Genomic DNA, 15,800 nt, shown 5'->3' on the forward strand with positions numbered 1-15,800 from the left:
CGTTCATCAGGGATTTGTTTGAAATAGTCAATTAAGCTTTTATCTAAGTTTATTGAAGTCATTGCACGGTCAAATTAAGCTTTTACTTTAATTTACCTGACTTTAATTAAGAATGAAACAGCCCTACCTACTTACTGGTGAGAAAATTAAGTAGTGTTCTGTCAAGTTTTAGATAGTGGATTTACACAGAGCGAACAAGCTAGATAATTAGAGCTAATTTATCTCTGTGGGATCGATAGGTAAGCGCACAGTTATAGTAGTTTTTCCTGGTTGACTGGTCAATGCCAAATCTCCTTGATGTTTAGTGATAATCTTTTCGCTGATATGTAATCCTAAACCACTACCTTCCCCCATAGGTTTAGTTGTAAAAAAGGGTGTCAAAATTTTATCTTGAAGTTCCAAAGGAATACCACAGCCAGAATCAGTAATTTGGACTTTAACCATACCATTGTCTGGTTCTATGACAATAATAAGAGTTCCTTGTTGTTCCATAGCCTGAATAGCGTTATGAATGAGATTTGTCCACACCTGGATTAATTCGTCTGGATAACACCAAATTTGTGGAATAGCTTGATACTCTCGAATAACTTTGATGTCGTGTTTAATTTGATTATGATAAATCTCCAAAGCTGTTTCTATACCATCAGTAATGTTTGCTAATTCTTTTTCTCCTATGATGTCTTGTCTAGCATAATTTTTAAGAGCAAAAACTATTTTTGATGCTCTTTCTACTGATGTAATAGTTGTAAGATTATTGTTAACTAAACGAGTCAAATTATATAGAAGTTGTAAAATCCAATTTACTTGAGAATGTTGCAGTAAAGGTAGAAATGGCGATACTTCTTCATAAATCCCAATATCAATGAGTAGATCGGCAATTTTGCGATAATTTTCGATTTCATATTCTTTTAGTTCCTTAGTTAGTTTTCTTTTTAAGGCGCGTTTTTCGCTAGAAAGCATCGGAGAGTAATTATTGATGGCATTTTTCATTAAGCTAAAAAATAATTTTTGTTCTGACTCATCAAGATACTGATTTAACTGGGGTAATTCTGCTAAAGATTCTGTAACAGCCTTACTGATATTACTGGCAGAAGTTTTAATTGCTCCTAACGGCGTATTTATTTCATGGGCAACACTCGCTACTAATTGCCCTAAAGCAGCCATTTTTTCTTGGTCAATCAGTTGATTTTGAGTTTGCTCAAGGTCATTCATTGTTGCATTAAGAATGCGGTTTTTAAGCCATAATTGGCGATTAAACCACCAAAACACTCCTCCAAGAGAGATCGCAGCTAGAAGTAAAGCTAACGTACTACCTAAATCAGAACCTTGACTAGCTTCTTTTTATTTGAGTAAATAAATTTCGCCTAAAGTAGTAATTTCCTCGGACATATAATCGTAAATAGGATCTACTATTTCCCGATCGATCGCGATCGCTTTCTCGATCTGGTTAGCTTGAATAAATTCAATCTCTTGATTAATAGCTGTATCGTACTGCTCGTAAAGATTAGCAATATAGTTGAGTTGATTGTTCTGTCGATCGATTTTTTTGAGCTCGCTGAAAATAAATTCAATTTCTTCACGTATTTCTGTTAACTCTTCTTGTTCTTCAGAACTAAATTTTTTAAGAGCGATTGCTTCCCATTCCAAAGCATTAATTTTACTGAGTTGTTCTGCCATTTTAACTAAGAGAACTTGGGCGTAATTGCTTTGTTCTGTCCACCGATTTAATCGATAAATACTAGCAGAGGTAGTTAAAGCAATTACAATCGATATGACTAATACTGACCATTGTGGTAATTGAAATTTCTCGTTTAATTTGTACCCAGATATAAAACTCTTCTTCATTGAACTTATAATAATGAAACTAGCCTCAACTATGGCAATTAGGCATAATCTAAATAGATAAGCAATAACAGAACTTCAGAAATTACCTAAAGCAATCATTTTTATAATTCCCAAAATAGTGACATAAATCACAACACTATCTAATTTTGGTTATAGGTAGCGAAGTTTACGATAAAAATAAAGTATTTAAAATTGAAGATTTAGAGACTGTTCGTAATTTATCCTTCATCCCTTCAAAGTTATCCCACCAATAAATTCTCTTCAGGATAGTGTAAAGAAGTCGGTTTGACATTTCCAATAAAAGCAGCAATTAATAATAAAATGCTTACTCTACCGATATACATGGCACAAATCAAAATCAACTGTGCGGTGCTATGTAAACTAGCAGTAATACCTGTGGATAAGCCGACAGTGGCAAAAGCAGAAATAACTTCAAAAAATATTTGAATAAAAACAAGATTTGGTTCGACTAAAGAGATTAAAATTGTTACTACTACAATAGATGCAGCCGTCCCAAAAACTACTGCTATAGCCTTTAAAATTAAAGTACTAGGAACTTCTCTTTGATATAAAACAACGTCATCTTTTCCTTGTAAGGCAGATTTTGTACAGTTTAATAATATTCTAAATGTGGTGGTTTTAATTCCCCCTCCTGTGCCACTTGGGCTAGCTCCAATAAACATAAAGCCCATGGTAATAAATAAACCAGCAGTAGTCATTTTTCCAATATCTATGCTGTTAAACCCTGCGGTTCTAGTAGTCATAGATTGAAACCAAGCCGTTAAAAATTTGTCTTGTAAGCTCAGATTTCTCAAAGTTGCTGGGTTATTAAATTCTGTTAAAAAGAAAGCAAATGTTCCTACAATTAATAACAAAATAGTAGTACTAATTACTACTTTAAAATTAAGAGAAAAGCAAAATACTCTTTTCTGCCTTGAAATGTTTTTTCTTAACCACAAATAAAATTCAATAATTACCTGATAACCAATACCGCCAAAAATAACTAAACCAGGAATCACTAAATTTACTAACCAAGAGCTTTTATATGCTACCAAACTATCAGAAAATAAACTAAATCCTGCATTATTCCAAGCACTAATACTATGAAAAATAGAAAGCCATAAACCTCTAGATAAACCATACTCTTGAGCAAAAACTTTTAATAGTAAAAATATCCCAGTAATTTCAAAAAATAAAGTTGTAGCAACAATCGAAACCACTAAACTATTACTACCTTGTAAAAAAGGGCGATCAAAAGACTCTTTAATAGCAAACTTTTGTTTTAAATCAAACTTGCGTCCGAGTAATAACATCAAAAAAGTAGTGGTCATCATATAACCGAATCCCCCTAGTTGAATTAAAAAAAGGATGGTTAATTGTCCCCAAAAAGAAAAATATGTACCAGTATCTACCACTGCTAAACCAGTTACACAAACCGCAGAAGTAGAGGTAAATAAAGCCACCATTGGATTATTCCAGCTACCATCATTAGTAGCAAAAGGCAGGATCAATAGTATAGTACCTATCAAAATTAAAGCCAAAAAACCCAAACAAACTGTCCTAGCGATCGTCATAAAAAAGAGTAATTAATAATTAAATTTGCTTTATACAAGGAACGTCATCTTATCAAAGTTTTCTTCTTCATCCCTCATCCCTCATCCTTTATTTCTCAATCACCCACTTAACCAAACCTTGCCATTCCGCAGACTGAGTTAAATTATAAACATTAAATTCAATACCCCAATTTTGAGAAAAAACAGCAAAGCTTTCGATCCAGTTGATAGTAGTTTCCAGAGGAGAAAAAGGACTATATTGCCAAGACTTTTTTAAATACTCAGTCATCTCTGTAAGATGTTTTGTATAGTACAAATACCAAGCAATCCAGACTGTTGTGCCATAACGCACCGAAGATTCCATTAACCTAACTTTATTTGGTAAATTGGGCTGAGCAAAAAAGTTATCCATGACTGCGGAGAGAGATTTTGCTTGGGGTAAGCCTTTGTGCATCGCACTCTCTTCATGCTGACGATAATGTACGGTGATTTCCTTTAACCAAGCAGTTTTACAGCCTTTTAAAGCCATTCTCAAAACTAAATCGGTATCTTCTGCGGGAGGAAAGCGGGAATCGAAACCTCCTGCATATTCCAGCCATTCGCGACGAAACATCATAGCACTAGGTAATACTGGTTTCCAACGTAACCATCCCGCTAAATCTAACTCTGGCACATCTTCCCAAGGACGGACATCCAATATTTTATTGCCTTCAGAGTCTACTCTTTGCCAACCACTGTGAACAATACCTAAATCCCATCTTTCTGCAAAGATAGCGGATTGGGCTGATAGCTTACCTGGTAAAAAATAATCATCCGCATCCAAAAAAGCAATTAAATTTCCCTGTGCTTGGGATAGACCATTATTACGTGCTGCTGCGACTCCTTGATTGTTTTGTTTGAAATAACGAATGCGATTGCGGTGAAGCTTTAAAACTTCTTGAGTATAATCTGTTGAACCGTCATCAATTACTATTATCTCGTACTTACAGTCTTCTTGTAGTAAAACACTTTCTACTGCTTTGATAATATAACGATCGCAGTTATAGGTGGGAATAATAACGCTAATTAGTGCTTCGTTTCCCGCAACTCCCATAGGACAATTTATCTCTTGATTGCAAAACGTAATCTTACTACGCCATTACTCTAGGCTCAACTATTTTAGCTTCTATCTTTTATTTTCGTTGTATTGAGAAGTGCGATTTTCAATGCTAATTATAAGTATCCGTGCAAAATAGATTACGAGCGTGGAAATAGGCAATCCGCAAGAGAGAACAGGCAAGAGTCAATACTCGCGCGACGCGCGATGCCCTAAAGGACTTCCTTCGGTCGCGCGATGCGGAGCGAGTCCTTTAGGGAAGCTATATGCGGAGCGGTATCCTTTAGGAGTCCTTTAGGGCGTTCCGACAGCACGAGGAAACCTTATTAATCGATCTAAATGCAATCACTAAAATAGAACCATGTTTTGATCCTATATTAAATAGCTCTTATAAGTTTTGTATAGGCGAGCCAAATATAACTACCCTGATCTTGTCGCAAGAGCTTATTGAAAAGCTTGAAGAAGATTATGGTGAAACTATATTTTCTAATAAATTGGAACAACTTAGTTAGTAAGAGACTTGGTAAAAGCGAAGGGAATTCTTAACAGGGAACAGAAATTATTTAGTCGTGTGGTCTATTCAACTGAAAAGTGCAGTCAATACTAACTTTTAGCTTCTTGAGATAATAAGTTTCTCGATCGCAGTTCTCATAATTGTCAAGTAAAATCCCAATTCTCCTTTGCTCTTCGGTGTGCATTCTTTCAAAGGAGCAGTTTTGTTTATAACTAAAAGAAACGCTTATAATCCGAAAGAAGAACATAGATGATAGTTCTTCCCTCAGATTTTGATTAGGTGATAATTCTTCTAGCATTAGCTAATTATCTTTTAGAATGCAAGCTTCCCAGATGATTTCCATAAAAAAGGCTAAATTGCCAAAATTTATTGAGCCATAACTGATTTTTTTGCTCTACATTATCAATTTGGTTATTGTTGGTTTTTTGTGATTTGAGATTGAATTTAGAATGATTCATTTTGAACTCCTAATTGATGATTATTGAGAATTGTTGATGATTTCAAGCACTGTGATGACGTTGTTCAATCCACACTCTGACATCACGATCTGAATCAAAGGCATAGGATTTATTGTTAATGGGATCGTCAACTTGCCAATACGAGTTTCCGTAGCTATCGCGCTTGAATTGAACAAGAGGTTCTTGCTTTTGAGCTACTAAATTACGTCCTATATCTTTAAAAGTATTGACGATTAAATTGACTATTTTCATGGTTGATACTCCCTCGAAAAATAGATTTTTAGAACAGGATTTACGATTAAAAGACTCAGATTGATGATGAAAATAAACTGAGAACTTATCGTAATTATGAATCGGGAAAAACTAGGATAGAGTTTTGGAGCTTTTACTTGCTTTTTGCTGACGAGAATTGAGAGTAAAGCTTCGTACTTTATTCATCAAACCAATTAAATATTGTTGATTATCTTGGATATAGCGATCGCTAATATTTCTCGCTTCTGACTGTAAAAGAATTTTCATGTTATGCTCCTGTTTATCTTGATTCAGAAGATTTTTACTTTCAATAGATAAACTGTAGCTATTTAATTTCTGAACAACAAAACAAAATCTGCATAATAGACATGAATAAAATTAATAGATAAAAAAACAGTAACCTTTGTTAAGTTAGAGATCCTAGTCAAGAGATTGATAAATGGACTTATGAGCGCGATCGATCCCTATAAACTGAAAATCTCACAGTTACGAATCCTAGTTGCAGTGGCGGATTATCGTAATTTTAGTGAGGCTGCTTTACATCTAGAGATTTCTCAATCAGCAGTCAGTCATGCGATCGCAACTTTAGAAGCAGAATTAGGCGTAATCTTATTTCATCGGGGACGCAATGGAGCAAATTTAACCTCTGTAGGAGAGCCGTTAATCGAACCAGCTAGAGAAATACTCAATCTATTACAAAAGATAGCGATCGAAGCTAATCGAGCTAAAGGATTAGAAGGTGGCAACGTTAGACTGGTATCCTTTCGTAGTGCAGCAACTCATATATTACCTGTCTTAATAGCTCAGTTTCGTCGGCAGTTTCCTTTAATTAAAGTAAGTGTTAATGATGTTGACGAACATTCTGAAATTGAAAGTATCCTGCGTTCGAGTAAGGCAGATATTGGTTTATTCGATTTACCTTGCTCTGAGGAGTTTGAAACCTGGGAAATTTATCGCGATGAATATGTAGTATTGTTACCCCACAGCTTAGAACTAAACCAAACACAATTGACTTGGGAAAAATTAGCAGCATATCCTTTGATTCTCTCGACAAAAAATAGCTGTTCTCTACAAATTAGAGACTACTTACAGCGATCGCCAGAAAAAATTAATATTGCTTATGAAGTGAGTCAGGACTCAACTATAGTTAGTATGGCAGAGCAGGGCTTAGGTGCGGGTATTTTGCCTCGACTTGCTGCTGAACCAGTTCCCGAACAACTAAAAATGTATTCTTTGCCAGTTCCACTAGAAAGAATTATTAAAGCAGCAGTGCTTAAAGATGCGCTGCATACTCCAGCCGTTTTTGCTTTTCTCGACGTTTTAAAAGATTATAAAGCAGTCACTATTTAGCCAGATCGAAAAATTCTGGCTGAATAAGTGGTAATTTTTGATAAATGTTCAACGATCGATATTTAATGTCAATATGGTTTCAATTAAAGAACAAATCGTCGTAATTACAGGTGCAAGTAGTGGTATTGGGGCAGCTTGTGCTAAACAATTTGCTCAAGAGGGTGCATCTTTGATTTTAGCTGCACGCCGAAAAGAAAAACTCGAAGCAGTTGCAGCAGAGATTAAAGCAACTTATAAGGTTAAAACTCATCTGTTAGAGATGGATGTCAGCGATCGCGCTACCGTAGAAACCACCTTAGCATCTTTACCCGAACCCTGGAACAAAGTAGATATTTTAGTTAATAATGCGGGGTTAAGTCGTGGTATGGATAAACTCCAAGAAGGTGATATCCAAAATTGGGAAGAAATGATCGATACCAATGTTAAAGGGTTACTATACGTAACGCGATCGCTTTTACCAGGAATGGTAGCCAGAAACCAGGGACATATTATTAATATTGGCTCAATTGCGGGACATCAAGCCTATCCAGGGGGTAATGTCTATTGTGCCACCAAAGCAGCCGTTAGAGCTTTATCGGAAGGCTTAAAAATGGATTTATTCGCTACTCCCATTCGTGTTAGTTCCGTCGATCCTGGTACGGTAGAAACTGATTTTAGTAAAGTGCGTTTTCGTGGAGATATAGAACGAGCTAAAAAAGTATACGAAGGAATGAACGCCTTAACTCCCCAGGATATTGCAGAAATTGTAGTTTTTTGCGCCACTCGTCCGAGCAACGTTAACATCAGTGAATTATTGGTACTAGCCACAGATCAATCAAGCGCAACGATGGTTAACCGATCTAGCTAATATCGCTGCGCGGAAGTAGTAAAGTATCAATTTATCTGCCATTTTTAGAGAGATAAATCAAGTCTAAAGTTTAGGGTTTTTCCGAGAATGCAAGCTTGCCAAATAATCGCCATAAAAAAGGCTAAATTGCCAAAATTTCTTGAGCCATAACCCAACTTTTTTCTCTAAAGTTAAAACTCGATCGCTATTAGCGTTAGGTAATTGAAAATTAGATTTAGTGTAGTTCATTTTGTTCTCCTAATTTAATAATTGTTGCTGAAACTTTTACGCATGGTGATAACGTTCTTCAATCCAAGCTCTGACATCTCTATCAGAACCAAAACGGTAAGATTTGTTAGTAGTAAAATCGTAAACTTGCCAGTATGAGTTACCATGGCGATCGTGTTTTTGTTCGATATGAGGTTCATTGTGGTTTACTACCAAGCTACGTCCGATATTTTGCAATATGTTGACTATTGAACTGATGAGTTTCATGGTTAAAACCTCCATGTTCACAAAGTAATTGGTTGCCAAATAATAATTGTGAATTGAGAACAGTTAGGGAGTTATTTTTTACTTCTCCCTATTTTTTGCTTTGATAAATTACCAGGAAAGCAAGAAAATCTATCGATTAAACCAATTAGATACTGCTGGTTATTTTCCAATTCACGATTACTAATTTTTGTGGCTTCTGTTTGTAAAAGAATTTTCATGTTTTACTCCTGTTTATTGAGAGTCAACTATGTTTTTCCTTTCGTTAAATTAACTATAGCTATTTAGTTTTTAAACAACAAAACAATGTATGCATGGAAAACATGAATAAAATTCATAGCCAAATTTTTGCTACTCCAGCTAGCTTGTAGAATAGTTAGAAAAAGAACCAAACTAAAAATGCCAGTTAAAAAGCTGATTCGGGGAAATTAGCAATTAGTCCTATGAATGCGATCGATCCACATAAATTAAAAATCTCACAGCTACGAATCTTAGTTGCAGTGGCAGATTATCGTAATTTTAGTGAAGCTGCTTTACATCTGAATATTTCTCAGTCAGCAATCAGTCATGCGATAGCGACCTTGGAAACAGAATTAGGTGTAATTTTGTTTTATCGGGGACGTAATGGGGCAAATCCGACCTCTGTAGGAGAGCAATTAATCGCTCCAGCTAGAGAAATACTTCAATTGTTGCAAAAGATGATCGTGGAAGCCAATCGAGCTAAAGGTTTAGAAGGGGGAATTGTTAGACTGGTATCATTTCGCAGTGCTGCCACTCATATATTACCTGTATTAATTGCTCAGTTTTGCCGTCGGTTTCCTCTAATTAAGGTAAACGTGATCGAAGTTGATGAACAGAACGAGATTGAAAGTATTTTGCGTTCGAGTAAAGCTGATATCGGTTTAGTTCACTTACCTTGTTCTCAAGAGTTTGAAAGCTGGGAAATTTATCGAGATGAATATGTGGTACTGCTGCCCCGTAGCTTAAAATTAAACCAGACTCAATTAACTTGGAAACAGTTGGCAAAATATCCTTTAATTCTCTCGGCAATTGAGAGTTGTTCCCTCAGAATTCGTAAATATTTGCAGCATTCTGAAGAGTCAATGAATATCGCTTATGAAATGAAACGGGACTCAACTATCATTAGTATGGCGATAGAAGGTTTAGGCGCAGCGATTTTACCTCGACTTGCTGCTAAACCCGTTCCCGAACAATTAGGAGTTTATTCTTTGCCAGTTCCTTTAGAAAGAATTATTAAGGCAGCAGTTCTCAAAGATGCCCTCCATACTCCCGCCGTCTTTGCTTTTCTCGATACTTTAAAAGATTATAGTGCGATCGCTAAATCAAGGTTTCCTAACATTAATAACTAAATGTTTGCTCTGAACAAAACTTTGAAAGCCAGTTTTATATCTTGAATATAGAGTTGCTCCCATAGCAATCTTACTCAGCATAAAAAGAGTCGTGTTGCCGTGTTATATCTTCGTTCTTTTTGCAACAATCATCCTTACTGGCGATCGCTTAACAATCGTGGTAGGTTACACAAGCACTTAATCAACAGAGATAGTGCTGGTTCGCCCTGTTATATTTAACCAGCTATAAGCTTTGTTTAATTCTTCCACTATGCACGAAGTGAAATAAGGCTACGTGGTGGGTAAAATTGCCCTCACACTTGCTTGCTTGTAGCCTATAGCTTATAGCATATAGCTTACAGCTAATCGCGTAGCGATTGTAATTTATTTTTCTGCTCGACATAGCTAACTATTATCGGCATATAAGTTGAGTGGAGAAAATCAATAGTTTCTTTTATTAAGCAGGAACAGCTTTTGAATTCTGGTTTCTTCTCAGAGCCGAATTGCATACTTGCTTACTGTCAATTATGGGTAAAAATGTCACGCCCATAAATAATTTCTAAGAAAATGTCTTGACAGCAAAAATTGATGGAATACTTTGCTATACGGATTTATTTTTACAGATAAATTTAAGACTAAAGCATAGTTAGCACCGAAGCAGCCATCCTTTACAAGCTTAAAAAAGTCATGACTCGTGCATTCCTTTGCCCTCAAATGCGATGGGTATAAACACGAAGATGTGACGGGTGTAAACACGAAGATGCGATCAATGGGTGTAAGCAGAAAGATGCGACGGGTATAAACGCCTGTCGTTGATATTATCCCACTTGATGGCAAGCCTTTGAGATAGGGGACGCGGGGTCATTCGTCATTTTAAAGCCAAGTCCCTCATAAAACTGCTATTTATAGTTGATTTGACTATATTGCTGATGACAAATAATAAATAACAATCCTTTTGCTTAAATATCAATGCGTAGTGTTCCTCAACCAACTAAACTTCAATTCGATCTTTCTGGTTCTCAACATCTAATTTGTGTAACAAGCGAAGTAATAGATGTTATTTATACCAGACTGGAAGAACTCGAACATATTCCTCAAAATATCCAAATTTTACAGTTAGGAGAAACTGTAAAAGCCAGAAAAGATTGGAAGATAGAGCAATTTAATTCAGTAGAAAATTTGCAAAAAAAATTAAGAGAAATTCTCGAACGTGCCTACATAGGAACAAGATTTTATGCAATTGGTTCGGCACAGTTTATTTATGATGTTGAAAATTGCGCTCGTAGTTTTGGAATGTCAGAAGAGGAAATTAGTTTAGAAGTGTTTGATAGTAAAGCTAGGCGAGTTTATTGTTCTACCTGTCACACTATCAATTATCCAGTTAGTACTAATCTTATCACCTGCTCTGGTTGTGGCATTAAGCTAGAAATTTGGGAGCATTTCTCCAGGTTAAAAAATGCTTACCTTGGTGTCTGTGCCGATGCTGAAAATCCAGGTGATTTGCTCTAATTTAAAGAGGTTTTATGATGAACGAGCAAACTGTTAAAATTGTAGATATAAAAAAGCTTACTTCCAGAATCAAAAGTTTTCGTTTAGTTAGTGCCAATGGTAAAAAATTAGCACCATTTTCCCCTGGAAGTCATGTAGCAGTAGAAATCACTTTGGAGAAAAAAGTTAGACGTAATTCCTATTCTTTATGTAGTTCTCCCTATGAAACAGACTTTTATGAAATTGCGGTACTTTTAGCTGAAAAATCTCGCGGTGGCTCTCAATATTTGCATCAAATTTCAGTAGGAACTGAATTGAATATTGGGTTTCCCAAAAACTCTTTTACTTTAGCTAGTTTAGCGAGAAAACATATTTTAATTGCGGGAGGAATTGGTATTACACCTTTGCTTTCTATGCTAACTACTTTGAGTAGATATCAGACTACTTTTGAATTGCACTACACTGCTAAATCACAAACTGAATGCGCTTTTTACGAATTTTTAAAACAGAAATATGGTTCTCAAGTTACTTTTTATTTTAGCGAGAAAGACGAACGCCTTTCATCCAATAAAATTCTTAAAGAGCAGCCATTAGGAACTCATATTTATTTGTGCGCTCCTCATAGTTTGAGTGATAATTTTTATGCCGAAGCGCGAGCTTTAGGCTATCCCGATTTGGCAATTCATAGAGAGATTTTTGGTGCTGCTAAAACTAATAATAAAAAACCGTTTACTGTCGTTTTATCTCAGTCTGGAAAAGAAATAACAGTACCGAAAGATAAAACCTTATTAGCAGCATTAGAAACTGCTGGTTTTCCCGTTAATTATTCCTGTCGTGTAGGAGGGTGCGGAGCTTGCGAACTTGGAGTTTTAGCAGGAGAAATACATCACTTAGATAGTTACTATTCTCCAGAAGAACGAGCCAAACAAAATTGTATTCTCTCTTGCACATCTCGCGCCAAAAGCAAACAACTTATAATCGATTTGTAGAAAAAACTATGAGTAACAGTATCGAAGCAATTAAAAAATTTCCTTTTCCTTTTACTAGCGATTCCTACAAGTATTCGGTCAATATTCAACCCGTAACTAACGAGGCTTTATTTGATGTTAACGAACATTATAATAGTGAAATCGAACTACGCGATCGCATTTTACAAAAAGGTCACAAAGGACGTTATGTAGCCCTACCTCACATGAAAGAAGCTCAGTGGGATACGTTAGAAATGATTATGAACGACCTCGCTACTTGGTATCCCGAATCTTTTTCTTTAACTCAAAATGGCGATCGCTGGATATGGGAGAACAAAAAACTTAACCTCAAAGATACCTTTACCTTTTTGGATGAATCATCTCTACCCTACCAACCCTTTGAATACATTTCTCGTCAAGTCCCAGAAGATATTATGTTGCTCGATCAAAGAGAAGGAGATTTATTTGTAGATGCGGGAATTCTGATGTTTCCGACACTTTGGTCTTTAGGATTTAATGCAGGAATGAGTTTTGAAGAAATTCACACACCAGTACCGCGAGCGCATCAAATGGGTGTTTTCAAAAAAGCCAAAGCCTTTTTAATGCGGGTACAAATTGGTAAACCTTGGACGAGACGTAATTGGACTATGACCATTAATCGTCGCTTGGAAACCTCTTTTGAAACCTATCCAGAATGGGGAAAAGACCGCAGCACGGTAACATTAGAAAACTGTGGCGAAAAAGTACATTTGCGAGTAGAAGTACAGCGATTTGCCCGTCTACCTCGTAGTAATGCTTTGATGTTTCCTATCCATACTTACCTGATTAGTTTAAATGAACTCTCAACTAATCCAGCTTGGACGAGACAACTACATCAGGTGTTAAAAAATTTGCCAGCCGATTTGATTGAGTATAAAGGTTTGAGTCGCTACTACGATACAGTATTAACTTGGCTGTCTCATAAACATGAAGTGAAAGCTTTGTTCTGATTAATTTCCGTAAATAGCTGATTGTGAATAATAAGTTAAGTCTGTAATGTGTAACTTAAGCTAATTATCAAAAGATATTTACTATGACAATAGAACAAGTTGCGATCGTGGTCGGTGGAGGTAGCGGGATAGCAGCAGACGCAGCACGCAAACTCGCTAGTGATGGTTATAAATTAGCTGTAATGTCTTCTTCTGGCAAAGGAGAAGCTCTGGGTAAATCACTCGGCGGTATCGGTTTTACTGGTTCTAATCTCAAAACAGACGATCTTGCTAGATTAGTAGAGCTAACTATGAATCATTGGAACCGCATTGATGTAGTCGTAAATGGCGCAGGTCATGGTCCCAAAGGAGCGGTACTTGAAATACTAGACGAAGATTGGCACGTTGGCATGGATGTTTATCTAATGAATGTAGTGCGTATGTGCCGACTGGTTACACCTATCATGCAACAGCAGGGTGGCGGTTCTATTGTCAACATTTCCACCTACGCTACCTTTGAACCAGAAGCGTTGTTTCCCACCTCTGGAGTATTTCGCTCGGCTCTAGCAGCATTTACCAAACTTTACGTAGATAAATATGCTGCGGAAAACATCAGGATGAATAATATCTTACCTGGCTTCATGGATAGTCTTCCCGAAAAAGAAGAACGCCGACAAAGAATCCCGATGGGACGCTATGGAAAAGTCAATGAAACATCCGAATTAATTGCCTTTCTTGCTTCTGGACGTTCAAGCTATATAACTGGTCAGAATATTAGAATCGATGGTGGTATTACACGCTCGGTCTAGTCACTTTCAATACTAGACATAAGTATTTGGTCATAATTATTTACACACTCATAATTGCCTCTTGCCTCTTGCCTCTTGCCTATGTAGTGTTATATTCTTCTTCAAAATGAAAATTGCTGTGGGGATAGTTCATAACCATCCCTTAATTTGCTTTATTCAAGTATTAGAGATTCTAGGACTAATTCTTGAAACTGTTCTCGAACCTCTTGTAACTGTTCTTCTGTTTCAACAGACTCCAGCTTGTCTTTAAAAGACAAGCCCTGTTCTGCCAAAATTTCGTATCCTGCAAGAGTTTTGTCTAGAAGAAATACGTTGATATTTAATTGAATGAAAACTGTGATAATTCCCAGAACTAAAATAACCGTTCTGTTGTAAGGAATGTGCAATATTCCAGTACCCAACAGTGCTATAAAAATCGTCGTCAAAATTGTAGCGATCGCCGATATGCTGTGGGAGATTTCGCTACTTGTTTTTTCAGATTCCCATTCTTCATATCTCTCATCAATTTCCTCTTCTAGAGATTTCTTTGCTTCTTCAAAGGGCAATTCTTCTTCAGACGGTGCTGATTCTTCTTCGATAGCTGGCTCTTCAGATGGTGATTCTTCTTCGATAGCTGGCTCTTCAGATGGTGATTCTTCTTCGATAGCTGGCTCTTCAGATGGTGATTCTTCTTCGATAGCTGGCTCTTCAGATGGTGATTCTTCTTCGATAGCTGGCTCTTCAGATGGTGATTCTTCTTCGATAGCTGGCTCTTCAGACGGTGCCTCTTCTTCGATAGCTGGCTCTTCCGATGGTGCTAATTCTTCTTCTGTAGTTGGCTCTTCAGATGGTGATTCTTCTTCGATAGCTGGCTCTTCTATCTGTTCTTGTAGCTCTTGATTTTCTTCCCTTAGTTGTGGGCTTTCCTCTTGAGCAAAAATTAATCTATCATTTGTTTCTCTTGGCAAAGCACCATAAGTAACCGATTGTTCTATAGGCAACCATGCTGGACTTATGAATGTTATAACAACAGTTAAAATAAATGCTGTTAAGGTAAGATAGCTAAATCGATTCCATCCGCTCAATTTTAACCATTGTTTCGATTTATAGTTAACATCAATTTTTTGTTTTAACGGTTTCTTTTTTTTAGGAGAAAAATCGTTTAAATTGTTCTGATTCATAATCACTTCTCGAACTTTGATTTTAGATTTTAAGGTTTTCCATAGTTATGAGTCTATTCCTTTCCTATAAATCATAAAAAAAGATGTATAGGTGAGGACACGACTCTCGAATTCGATTCGGGAGCGGGTAATTCAATGTACGGAGGAAGCCTCCGCACCCACGCCCTTGCTTGTGTCGTCCGTCAACTAATGGTAATCACTATGTAATATCAAGTACAAATAATTACTTTAAAAAGCTAATAGCTAACGGCTAGTACCTGAGTTTGAGCGAAACGAGTGTTAAAGATTTCATGACATTAAGAAGAGAATGTTCGCCAGGAACAAAAAGCACAAAGTAAATTTTATACTCTAATTATGAAGAAGTTGCTGATTAAGCAATACTACTCAATATAGCTAAGAGTCCTATTGCCGTGTTTTATTCTCATTCTCTTTGCAACAATCACACTCCTTGGCGACTGTTCATTAAGCATGGAAGGCTACACAAGCATCTAATTAACAGAAGCGGTGTTGGTTCCCCCGAATAAACTTAAATTGTCTAGGAATTGCTGTGGATTTTTGAATAATATCTCGATGTATACACAAGCATAAACAGGCTTGAGGTCATACCTAAGCTGGTTAGTTTTGCAGTCGAGTTTGTTCTAGATTCCTGGACTCCTAAAGATTTTACTCAGT

Annotated in this window: 18 protein-coding genes; 7 read left to right on the top strand and 11 right to left on the bottom strand. The window is 36.5% G+C overall.

Features of this window, described 5'->3' with window-relative positions:
* Positions 1–213 precede the first annotated feature (213 nt).
* The 7 genes from H1P_RS08330 to H1P_RS35905 all read right to left on the bottom strand — a co-directional run bounded on the left by H1P_RS08330 (position 214) and on the right by H1P_RS35905 (position 5,985).
* Complete coding sequence (locus H1P_RS08330; RefSeq protein WP_246141531.1) at positions 214–1,269, bottom strand: sensor histidine kinase; 1,056 nt, start codon at positions 1,267–1,269, stop codon at positions 214–216.
* Between the two features lie 72 nt (positions 1,270–1,341).
* Positions 1,342–1,845, bottom strand: coding sequence for an MCP four helix bundle domain-containing protein (locus H1P_RS08335; protein WP_144866099.1), 504 nt, complete (start codon positions 1,843–1,845; stop codon positions 1,342–1,344).
* Positions 1,846–2,084: 239 nt separating this feature from the next.
* Entirely contained in the window at positions 2,085–3,419 is a 1,335-nt protein-coding gene (locus H1P_RS08340; protein WP_144866102.1) for a TrkH family potassium uptake protein, read from the bottom strand.
* 88 nt (positions 3,420–3,507) lie between these two features.
* Positions 3,508–4,491: a glycosyltransferase gene (locus H1P_RS08345; protein ID WP_144866105.1), complete on the bottom strand. Its 984-nt coding sequence runs from the start codon at positions 4,489–4,491 to the stop codon at positions 3,508–3,510.
* A gap of 822 nt (positions 4,492–5,313) precedes the next feature.
* Complete coding sequence (locus H1P_RS35900) at positions 5,314–5,466, bottom strand: hypothetical protein (protein WP_186375891.1); 153 nt, start codon at positions 5,464–5,466, stop codon at positions 5,314–5,316.
* A 42-nt stretch (positions 5,467–5,508) separates the two neighbouring features.
* Positions 5,509–5,718, bottom strand: coding sequence for a hypothetical protein (locus H1P_RS08350; RefSeq protein ID WP_144866109.1), 210 nt, complete (start codon positions 5,716–5,718; stop codon positions 5,509–5,511).
* 111 nt (positions 5,719–5,829) lie between these two features.
* On the bottom strand, positions 5,830–5,985 hold the full coding sequence (locus H1P_RS35905; protein ID WP_186375892.1) for a hypothetical protein: 156 nt from the start codon (positions 5,983–5,985) through the stop codon (positions 5,830–5,832).
* Positions 5,986–6,150: 165 nt separating this feature from the next.
* On the opposite strand from H1P_RS35905, the gene H1P_RS08355 reads away from it, so the two are divergent.
* Together H1P_RS08355 and H1P_RS08360 are read left to right on the top strand one after the other, a co-directional pair.
* Positions 6,151–7,068 carry a LysR family transcriptional regulator gene (locus H1P_RS08355; RefSeq protein WP_222426984.1) on the top strand — a complete coding sequence of 306 codons (918 nt, stop codon included), beginning with the start codon at positions 6,151–6,153 and terminating at the stop codon, positions 7,066–7,068.
* A 73-nt stretch (positions 7,069–7,141) separates the two neighbouring features.
* Positions 7,142–7,915 (top strand): SDR family oxidoreductase, encoded by a 774-nt coding sequence (locus H1P_RS08360; RefSeq protein WP_144866116.1) that lies wholly within the window; start codon positions 7,142–7,144, stop codon positions 7,913–7,915.
* A gap of 63 nt (positions 7,916–7,978) precedes the next feature.
* On the opposite strand, the gene H1P_RS35910 is transcribed toward H1P_RS08360, so the two are convergent.
* From H1P_RS35910 to H1P_RS35915, 3 genes are all read right to left on the bottom strand, one after another.
* Positions 7,979–8,143, bottom strand: a complete 165-nt coding sequence (locus H1P_RS35910) for a hypothetical protein (RefSeq protein ID WP_186375893.1) — start codon at positions 8,141–8,143, stop codon at positions 7,979–7,981.
* Between the two features lie 36 nt (positions 8,144–8,179).
* A complete protein-coding gene (locus H1P_RS08365) occupies positions 8,180–8,389 on the bottom strand; it encodes a hypothetical protein (RefSeq protein ID WP_144866119.1) in 210 nt (69 codons plus the stop codon).
* Between the two features lie 71 nt (positions 8,390–8,460).
* Complete coding sequence (locus tag H1P_RS35915) at positions 8,461–8,607, bottom strand: hypothetical protein (protein WP_186375894.1); 147 nt, start codon at positions 8,605–8,607, stop codon at positions 8,461–8,463.
* A 222-nt stretch (positions 8,608–8,829) separates the two neighbouring features.
* Between H1P_RS35915 and H1P_RS08370 the strand changes: the two genes are divergently transcribed.
* The 5 genes from H1P_RS08370 to H1P_RS08390 all read left to right on the top strand — a co-directional run bounded on the left by H1P_RS08370 (position 8,830) and on the right by H1P_RS08390 (position 13,968).
* Positions 8,830–9,756: a LysR family transcriptional regulator gene (locus H1P_RS08370; protein WP_144866122.1), complete on the top strand. Its 927-nt coding sequence runs from the start codon at positions 8,830–8,832 to the stop codon at positions 9,754–9,756.
* A gap of 948 nt (positions 9,757–10,704) precedes the next feature.
* The gene (locus tag H1P_RS08375) at positions 10,705–11,244 is read left to right on the top strand and encodes a dimethylamine monooxygenase subunit DmmA family protein (RefSeq protein WP_144866125.1); all 540 of its coding nucleotides are present in this window, start codon (positions 10,705–10,707) and stop codon (positions 11,242–11,244) included.
* A 14-nt stretch (positions 11,245–11,258) separates the two neighbouring features.
* A complete protein-coding gene (locus H1P_RS08380; RefSeq protein ID WP_144866127.1) occupies positions 11,259–12,212 on the top strand; it encodes a PDR/VanB family oxidoreductase in 954 nt (317 codons plus the stop codon).
* A gap of 8 nt (positions 12,213–12,220) precedes the next feature.
* Positions 12,221–13,180, top strand: a complete 960-nt coding sequence (locus tag H1P_RS08385) for a heme-dependent oxidative N-demethylase family protein (RefSeq protein ID WP_144866130.1) — start codon at positions 12,221–12,223, stop codon at positions 13,178–13,180.
* 83 nt (positions 13,181–13,263) lie between these two features.
* Positions 13,264–13,968 carry an SDR family oxidoreductase gene (locus tag H1P_RS08390; RefSeq protein ID WP_144866133.1) on the top strand — a complete coding sequence of 235 codons (705 nt, stop codon included), beginning with the start codon at positions 13,264–13,266 and terminating at the stop codon, positions 13,966–13,968.
* Between the two features lie 152 nt (positions 13,969–14,120).
* Here H1P_RS08390 and H1P_RS08395 read toward each other — a convergent pair whose 3' ends face one another.
* Positions 14,121–15,128 carry a hypothetical protein gene (locus H1P_RS08395; RefSeq protein WP_144866136.1) on the bottom strand — a complete coding sequence of 336 codons (1,008 nt, stop codon included), beginning with the start codon at positions 15,126–15,128 and terminating at the stop codon, positions 14,121–14,123.
* Positions 15,129–15,800 lie beyond the last annotated feature (672 nt).

Origin of the sequence: Hyella patelloides LEGE 07179 (genome assembly GCF_900659865.1) — a bacterium.
GTDB lineage: Bacteria > Cyanobacteriota > Cyanobacteriia > Cyanobacteriales > Xenococcaceae > Hyella > Hyella patelloides.

Coding starts and splice junctions, on each gene's coding strand:
- H1P_RS08390 (WP_144866133.1), top strand. CDS start 13,264: ATGACAATAGAACAAGTTGCGATCGTGGTCGGTGGAGGTAGCGGGATA.
- H1P_RS08350 (WP_144866109.1), bottom strand. CDS start 5,718: ATGAAAATAGTCAATTTAATCGTCAATACTTTTAAAGATATAGGACGT.
- H1P_RS08375 (WP_144866125.1), top strand. CDS start 10,705: ATGCGTAGTGTTCCTCAACCAACTAAACTTCAATTCGATCTTTCTGGT.
- H1P_RS08345 (WP_144866105.1), bottom strand. CDS start 4,491: ATGGGAGTTGCGGGAAACGAAGCACTAATTAGCGTTATTATTCCCACC.
- H1P_RS08395 (WP_144866136.1), bottom strand. CDS start 15,128: ATGAATCAGAACAATTTAAACGATTTTTCTCCTAAAAAAAAGAAACCG.
- H1P_RS08380 (WP_144866127.1), top strand. CDS start 11,259: ATGATGAACGAGCAAACTGTTAAAATTGTAGATATAAAAAAGCTTACT.
- H1P_RS08365 (WP_144866119.1), bottom strand. CDS start 8,389: ATGAAACTCATCAGTTCAATAGTCAACATATTGCAAAATATCGGACGT.
- H1P_RS08370 (WP_144866122.1), top strand. CDS start 8,830: ATGAATGCGATCGATCCACATAAATTAAAAATCTCACAGCTACGAATC.
- H1P_RS08340 (WP_144866102.1), bottom strand. CDS start 3,419: ATGACGATCGCTAGGACAGTTTGTTTGGGTTTTTTGGCTTTAATTTTG.
- H1P_RS35905 (WP_186375892.1), bottom strand. CDS start 5,985: ATGAAAATTCTTTTACAGTCAGAAGCGAGAAATATTAGCGATCGCTAT.
- H1P_RS35915 (WP_186375894.1), bottom strand. CDS start 8,607: ATGAAAATTCTTTTACAAACAGAAGCCACAAAAATTAGTAATCGTGAA.
- H1P_RS08385 (WP_144866130.1), top strand. CDS start 12,221: ATGAGTAACAGTATCGAAGCAATTAAAAAATTTCCTTTTCCTTTTACT.
- H1P_RS35900 (WP_186375891.1), bottom strand. CDS start 5,466: ATGAATCATTCTAAATTCAATCTCAAATCACAAAAAACCAACAATAAC.
- H1P_RS08335 (WP_144866099.1), bottom strand. CDS start 1,845: ATGAAGAAGAGTTTTATATCTGGGTACAAATTAAACGAGAAATTTCAA.
- H1P_RS35910 (WP_186375893.1), bottom strand. CDS start 8,143: ATGAACTACACTAAATCTAATTTTCAATTACCTAACGCTAATAGCGAT.
- H1P_RS08360 (WP_144866116.1), top strand. CDS start 7,142: ATGGTTTCAATTAAAGAACAAATCGTCGTAATTACAGGTGCAAGTAGT.